At 62.6% G+C, this 6523-nt stretch carries 5 protein-coding genes and 1 pseudogene; 5 read left to right on the forward strand and 1 reads right to left on the reverse strand.

Features of this window, described 5'->3' with window-relative positions; all coding sequences use genetic code 11:
* From ACK4OE_RS24610 to ACK4OE_RS24620, 3 genes and pseudogenes are all read left to right on the forward strand, one after another.
* Positions 1–186 (forward strand): annotated as a pseudogene (locus ACK4OE_RS24610) (RHS repeat-associated core domain-containing protein); the annotation flags it as partial.
* A gap of 156 nt (positions 187–342) precedes the next feature.
* On the forward strand, positions 343–636 hold the full coding sequence (locus ACK4OE_RS24615; protein WP_409889035.1) for a hypothetical protein: 294 nt from the start codon (positions 343–345) through the stop codon (positions 634–636).
* The gene (locus tag ACK4OE_RS24620; protein ID WP_409889028.1) at positions 633–986 is read left to right on the forward strand and encodes a hypothetical protein; all 354 of its coding nucleotides are present in this window, start codon (positions 633–635) and stop codon (positions 984–986) included. Before ACK4OE_RS24615 ends, ACK4OE_RS24620 begins: the two co-directional genes overlap by 4 nt.
* Before the next feature lie 102 nt (positions 987–1088).
* Here ACK4OE_RS24620 and ACK4OE_RS24625 read toward each other — a convergent pair whose 3' ends face one another.
* Positions 1089–3188 carry a putative bifunctional diguanylate cyclase/phosphodiesterase gene (locus ACK4OE_RS24625; RefSeq protein ID WP_409889030.1) on the reverse strand — a complete coding sequence of 700 codons (2100 nt, stop codon included), beginning with the start codon at positions 3186–3188 and terminating at the stop codon, positions 1089–1091.
* Between the two features lie 162 nt (positions 3189–3350).
* On the opposite strand from ACK4OE_RS24625, the gene ACK4OE_RS24630 reads away from it, so the two are divergent.
* Complete coding sequence (locus ACK4OE_RS24630; RefSeq protein ID WP_409889032.1) at positions 3351–4664, forward strand: MgtC/SapB family protein; 1314 nt, start codon at positions 3351–3353, stop codon at positions 4662–4664.
* 36 nt (positions 4665–4700) lie between these two features.
* Positions 4701–6104, forward strand: a complete 1404-nt coding sequence (gene dbpA, locus ACK4OE_RS24635; RefSeq protein WP_409889034.1) for an ATP-dependent RNA helicase DbpA — start codon at positions 4701–4703, stop codon at positions 6102–6104.
* Positions 6105–6523 lie beyond the last annotated feature (419 nt).

The following is a 6523-nucleotide window of genomic DNA, read 5'->3' on the forward strand; positions in this document are numbered from 1 at the left end:
CCACCAACCGATCCGGTTCCAGGGGCAGCAGCTGGACCACGAGACGGGTCTTCACTACAACAGGTTCAGGTACTACGACCCGATGGTGGGGCAGTATGTGACTCAGGATCCTATTGGTCTTGTTGGTGGTGTTAATAAATTTTTGTACCCCCCAATCCTCTAGGCGGCTACGATTCGTTAGGGCTTTTTGGCCAATGCCCAGATAACAGCTGCGAGCCCAGCAATACGTCTGCTTTTGGATCGATAGCAGCGGCAGTTAAGAACGCATTTCCAAGTTCTAGAGAGGGGTGGGAAAATTACTTGGGGCAACAAGCAGACTACTTTGGGGTAGCATCTATTGGAATGACTTATTCGGGAGTTTTTGCACCTGCTGCTCCCGTTGCTGCGGTTATTGGGGCTGCTGCCGATGCAGGGTCGAAGATGCTCATGCCTCCGCCGAATATTGTGCATGCTTCTGATGCCGTAATTGACATCGTGGGGGCTGGCGCTCCTGGCGGATTTTTCAAAGATGTGGCTTTGACCGCGTTTAAGAAGTTAATATCAGTTGGCGCGGGCGTGCAGTCTGCAGTGGAGTCAAAAGCGTCGCCGGGGGGGGCGCCAAATCCTGTAAAAAATCTGATTATAAATAAACAATGAAAATTAATAAAGAAATCCATGAAAATATTGTTTCCGGCTGGTTTTTGTACTTATTTGTTTTCATATTTCTAATGATTTGGAATTTTTTTCATCCCTTCTCAAAGTTGCTTGTAATCGTTGTGGTGGCATTGGCTGTATTAGTGATTGTCGTTTCAAATAGAAAAATATCGCCCGATAACATCGGTCTAATTGCAATATTACACATTTTTTCGATCGTGGGGATGATTGGTTTTTATGACTATTCTTCCAGCCATCATGATCGACTAAACATGTACCTTAATTTTGGAGTTGGTTTTTCTGGCGCGTTGGCTATTTATAGTATATATTTTCGTGTGAGAGATAAGGAATGAATTTGATGATTCAATGAATATATTGTCAGGCGCCAGAGATCAGAGTACAAAGCTTTTGGCCGGGGCGGCTGAAGCGTCGCTGATAAAAGAAGGGCGAGGAATTTAGGCCGCGAGGGCGCTGCCGTCACCCCCTCGACGCCTTTCCAGCCAATCCCGCGCAGTCCCCGACCCCATCGGCACCGACACCACAAACCCCTGAATCAAATCGCACCCCAGCCCCGCCAACAGCCCCACCTGCTCCGCCGTCTCCACCCCCTCCGCCACGGTCTTCAACTGCAGGCTGTGTCCCATCTGAATGATGGCAGTGACGATGGCAACGTCGTCTGCGTTGCCGGGGGTATCGGCCACAAATGACCGGTCGATCTTGAGCTTGTCGATGGGGTAGCGCTTGAGGTATGCCAGGGATGAATAGCCTGTCCCAAAGTCGTCAATCGAGATGCCCACGCCCAGCGCCTTGAGGGCGTTGAGCGTGTCCAACACCTGGCCGGTCTGGTGCATCAGCACGGACTCGGTCAGTTCGATCTCCAGGTAATGCGGGGCCAGGCCCGTCTCGCGCAGTACGGCGGCGATCTCTGCGGCGACGTCGCGTTGGCGGAACTCTATGGCGGACAGGTTGACGGCCACCGGCACCATGGCAAGGCCCTGGTCTTGCCATTCCTTGAGCTGGCGGCAGGCTTCGCGCATGACCCAGCGGCCGATGGGGGTGATGAGGCCGCGGGATTCTGAGAAGGTGATGAACTCGTTGGGCCCCACCAGGCCGCGTTCGGGGTGGCGCCAGCGCACCAGGGCCTCGATGCCCTGCAGTGCGCCGTCGGCCAGGCGCACCTGGGGTTGGTAGTGCAGCTCGAAGGCGTTGTTGGCAATGGCCTCGCGCAGCAGCCGTTCGTGGCGCAGGATGTCGAGCGCGCTGGCGTCCATGCTGGGGTCGTAGAACTGGCGGTTGCCGCGTCCGCTCTCCTTGGCATGGTGCATGGCGGCGTCGGCGCAGCGCAGCAGCAGGTCTGCGCTGTTGCCGTGCTCGGGGTACAGCGCGATGCCGATGGAGGGTGAGATCGTCAGCGGCAACTGTTCGACCGTGAACACGCCATGCATGGATGCCAGCAGCTTGTCGGCAACCAACGCTGCGTCGTCCGGGCTTTTGACGTCGGTCAGCACCACCACAAACTCGTCGCCGCCCAGGCGCGCCACTACGTCAGCATCCCGCACGCCCAGGCGCAGGCGTTCGGCCACGTTGCACAGCAACTGGTCGCCCGCATGGTGGCCCAGCGAATCATTCACCGTTTTGAAGTGGTCCAGGTTGACGAACAGCACGGCCGCGCGGCCATGGCGCCTGCGGGCGAGTGACAGCACCTGCGACAGCTGTTCCATCAGGAAGTGCCGGTTGGGCAACTGCGTGAGGGTGTCGTGCAGCGCGATGAAGGCTTCGCGCTCCTGCGCCTGTTTGCGGGCCGTGATGTCGCGCACGACCACGATGCGGTAGTCAGCATGGTGCAGGGGCATGGTCTTGCCGACCACCTCGACGGGAATGGCGTGGCCCTCTTTGTGGCAGATGGTGACTTCGTAAGGGTCTTCGCGGCGGCCGCGGGCGTAGTCCAGTGCCACCGCCCGCCATTCGGGGCTGATGAAGTTGAAGATCGATAGACCGATCACCTCGTGCAGCTCGTAGCCCGTGAGGCGGGTCAGCGCCTCGTTGCCGTCCGTGATGATGCCGTCGCGGTGGAACACGATGGCTTCGTCCGTGGCCTCGGTGAATTTGCGCATGCGCTCTTCGCTCTGGCGCACGGTGCGTTCCGCGCGCCAGCGCTCAGTGATGTCGGTGATGAGCACGAACGAGCCGATCTGCAGGGTGGTGTCAGCGCCAAAGTGCGGGATCAGGTTGACCTCGATCATGCGCGTCTCGCCATTGGGCAGCACCTGCTCGCGCAGGTATTTCACTCGTTCGCCGCGAGTCGTTCGTTCGACATGCGGCTCGATGCCCTGCCATGCCTTGTCGCCAATGACCTCTTGCACCGTGAGGCCGAGCAGCGACTCGGTGGTGTGCCCGTTGTAAGCCGCATAGCCCTGGTTGGCGAACCGGCAGCGCAGGCTAGGCACGTCGTAGTAGGCCATCAGCGCGGGCACTGAATCTGCAATCAGCCGCAGCAATGCATCGCTGGAGCCACTGGGGCCCGGTCCGGGGGCTGAGACGTTGGGTTTTTGCATGGGCTGGCGCTGGTGGTTTCGTTATAGCCGATAGACCTGACAGCCAGGCTTGGGGCAAATCCGCATGCTTGCTAGACAGGTGCGCAGGTGGGCGGTTTGCGGCCTTTCTTTCTGTCACCATGGGTGTTGCCAGAAGTCAATGCAAGAAAGGTGCGGCAGTCCATGCAGGAGTTCGGAGACTTTTCCAGGGCGCTGGCCGTGCTTGCGAGCGCGGCGGGGTGCGGTCTGCTGATGGGTATCGAGCGCGAGCGCCGCAAAGGGGTGGGTCCACACCGTGCGCTGGCGGGAGTGCGGTCGTTCACCCTGGTCTCCATGAGCGGCGCCGCCGCTGCGCTGACGGGGATTACTGCACTCGTGGTGGTTGGCGCCCTGTTGGTGGCGGCCCTCACGGTGGTGGCCTATGCACGAGACCGCTCCGGCGACCCTGGCATCACCACCGAGATCGCTTTGCTGCTGGCTTATCTGATCGGAGTGACCTGCACCCACGACCAGTTGCTGGCCGCCGCCCTTGCCGTGGTGGTGACGGGGCTGCTGGCGCTGCGGGATGTCTTGCACCAGTTCTCCAACCAGTGGCTGCGGCCTGGCGAGGTGCGCAGTGGGCTCATCTTGGCCGCACTGGCCTTGCTGGTATACCCACTGGCCCCCAACACGCCGCTGTGGCAAGAGGTGCTGAACCCGCAGGTGGTGGTGCGCCTGGTCATCGTGCTGCTGGTGATCCAGTCGCTGGCGCACCTGGCCAAGCGGTTGATGCAGGCGCGCCATGCCGTGGCGCTGTCGGCGCTGGCGTCGGGTTTTGTGTCGAGCACCGCCACCATTGGCAGCCTGGGCATGGAGGTGCGTGCGGGCCGCGCCACGGCACGCGCCCAGGCGGGGGCTGCGGTGCTTTCGTGCGTGGCCACCATGGCCCAGATCGTAGTGGTGGCGGCCACCGTGCAGCCGCAATGGCTGGCGCGGCTGTCGCTGCCCGCGCTGGCGGGCGGGTGTGTGGCCGCTGCCGTGGGGTGGTGGGGCGGGCGGGGCGCTGCGCACTCGTCCGCGCCGGTGGCTGTGGCGGGGGCTGGGGCTGGGGCTGGGGCTGGGGCTGGGGCTGTGGAGGGTACCTCGTCCGCAGAGTCCTTCGATACTCCCATGTTCAAGCTGCGCGACGCCTTGCTGATCGCCGCGCTGCTCACCGGCATTCAGGCCGGCGTGCAGGGTTTGACGGCGTGGCAAGGCGACGCGGGCATGCTCGTGGGCGCGTTGCTGGCGGCCCTGGCCGACGTGCATGCCGCCGCGGCAGCGGTGCTGGTGCGCGGCGGCCCGGACAGCGCGGCAGCACCCGCCATCGCACAGGCCCTGATGGCTGCGCTGTTGGTGCATGCGGGTAGCAAGTGTGTAGTGGCCCTGGCCAGCGGCGGCTGGCGCTATGCGCTGGCCGTGGCCCCGGGCGTCCTGGCGCACACCCTGGCCTTTGTAGGGGTGCTGGCCCTCCAGTAATGAGGGGCAGCGCAGGCGGGGCCGGATAATCCGCCCATGACCTCCAAAGAAAACCAAGCCAGCACTGATTTCAGCGCGCTGGCCCTGAGCCCTGCCACGCTGGCCAACCTGCAGCAGCTGGGCTACACCACCATGACCCCCATCCAGGCGGCCAGCCTGCCGCCCGCGTTGCTGGGCAAGGACCTGATCGCCCAGGCCAGCACCGGCAGCGGCAAGACCGCTGCGTTTGCCCTGGCCCTGCTGGCCAACCTCAACCCCCGCCGTTTTGCGGTGCAGGCGCTGGTACTGTGCCCCACGCGCGAGCTGGCCGACCAGGTCACCAGCGAAATCCGCCGCTTGGCGCGCGCCGAAGAAAACATTAAGGTCGTGACCCTGTGCGGCGGCGTGCCGCTGCGCGCGCAGACGCTGAGCCTGGAGCACGGCGCGCACATCGTGGTGGGCACACCCGGCCGCGTGATGGACCACCTGGAGCGCCAGCACCTGTCGTTGGAGGCCCTGAACACCCTGGTGCTCGACGAGGCCGACCGCATGCTCGACATGGGCTTCTTCGACGACATCGTGGTGGTGGCCAAGCAGTGCCCCAAGGAACGCCAGACGCTGCTGTTCTCGGCGACCTACCCCGAAGGCATCGCCAAGCTCAGCGCCCAGTTCATGAAGACGCCCGTGCAGATCACGGTGCAGGCCCAGCATGCCGAAGGCAAGATTGAGCAGCGCTGGTACGAGGTGAAAAACAGCGAGCGCCTGCACGCGGTGTCGCAGTTGCTCAACCACTTCCGGCCCGAATCGTCGATTGCGTTCTGCAACACCAAGCAGCAGTGCCGCGATCTGGTGGGCGTGCTACAGGCCCAGGGCTTTAGCGCACTGGCGCTGTTTGGCGAACTGGAGCAGCGCGAGCGTGACCAGGTGCTGGTGCAGTTTGCCAACCGCAGTTGCTCGGTGCTGGTGGCCACCGACGTGGCTGCGCGCGGGCTCGATATTGCCAATCTGGCCGCCGTGATCAATGTGGACGTGACGCCCGACGCCGAAGTGCACATCCACCGCATCGGCCGCACAGGCCGGGGCGATGCTGACGGTCTGGCGCTGAACCTGGCCAGCATGGACGAGATGGGTTTTGTGGGCAAGATCGAAGTGCTGCAGGGCCGCGAGTCGCGCTGGTTCCCGGTGGCGGACCTCACACCCACCGGCAGCGGCCCGCTGGTGCCGCCCATGGTCACCATCCAGATCATCGGTGGCCGCAAGGAGAAGATCCGCGCAGGTGACGTGCTGGGCGCGCTGACCGGCGAGATGGGCTACACCCGCGAGCAAATCGGCAAGATCAACGTGAACGATTTTTCCACCTATGTGGCGGTGGACCGCGCCATCGGTGCCCAGGCCGCCCAGCGCCTGAACCAGGGCCGTGTGAAGGGCAAGACCGTGAAGGCGCGGCTCGTCACGGACTGAGAGGCTGAGAGTCTTTTATCCATGCCCGCCTTGCACGCGAAAACGCCCCGGCTCGTCGTTGCAAATGCTCGCCATAACCCGAGCTATGGCTGTGCTTTGCGCCTAGATCCGAGGCGTTTTCGCGCGCCTTTCGGGCTCGGCTAAAAAACTCTCAGCCTCTGAGGCGCTCACGTGGGGCCAGCGCCGCTGCGCGGAGGCTGGCTGCGCTGGTGGCCGGTGAAAGCTTGGGTGAAAATGCCTCCGGCGCTTGATGGGTTTCATTTGTTGCTATCTATTTGATAGTAAATAGGTTCTGCCCGCAGGGCAATCGCATCTAAATAGGGCCGCTATTTGCGGCGAAACTGCAGCGTTTGATCACCCAACCAGCCCCTGTGACCCTGCTGCAGCACCTGCAAGTCATCCCCGACCCGCGCCTGGCG

Origin of the sequence: Acidovorax sp., assembly GCF_046314175.1 — a bacterium.
In the GTDB taxonomy this organism is placed as follows: Bacteria; Pseudomonadota; Gammaproteobacteria; order Burkholderiales; family Burkholderiaceae_C; genus Acidovorax.

What these genes read in the sequence shown, in the direction of transcription:
- ACK4OE_RS24615 (WP_409889035.1), top strand. Translation starts at nt 343, where the DNA reads ATGACTTATTCGGGAGTTTTTGCACCTGCTGCTCCCGTTGCTGCGGTT.
- ACK4OE_RS24620 (WP_409889028.1), top strand. Translation starts at nt 633, where the DNA reads ATGAAAATTAATAAAGAAATCCATGAAAATATTGTTTCCGGCTGGTTT.
- ACK4OE_RS24625 (WP_409889030.1), bottom strand. Translation starts at nt 3,188, where the DNA reads ATGCAAAAACCCAACGTCTCAGCCCCCGGACCGGGCCCCAGTGGCTCC.
- ACK4OE_RS24630 (WP_409889032.1), top strand. Translation starts at nt 3,351, where the DNA reads ATGCAGGAGTTCGGAGACTTTTCCAGGGCGCTGGCCGTGCTTGCGAGC.
- dbpA (WP_409889034.1), top strand. Translation starts at nt 4,701, where the DNA reads ATGACCTCCAAAGAAAACCAAGCCAGCACTGATTTCAGCGCGCTGGCC.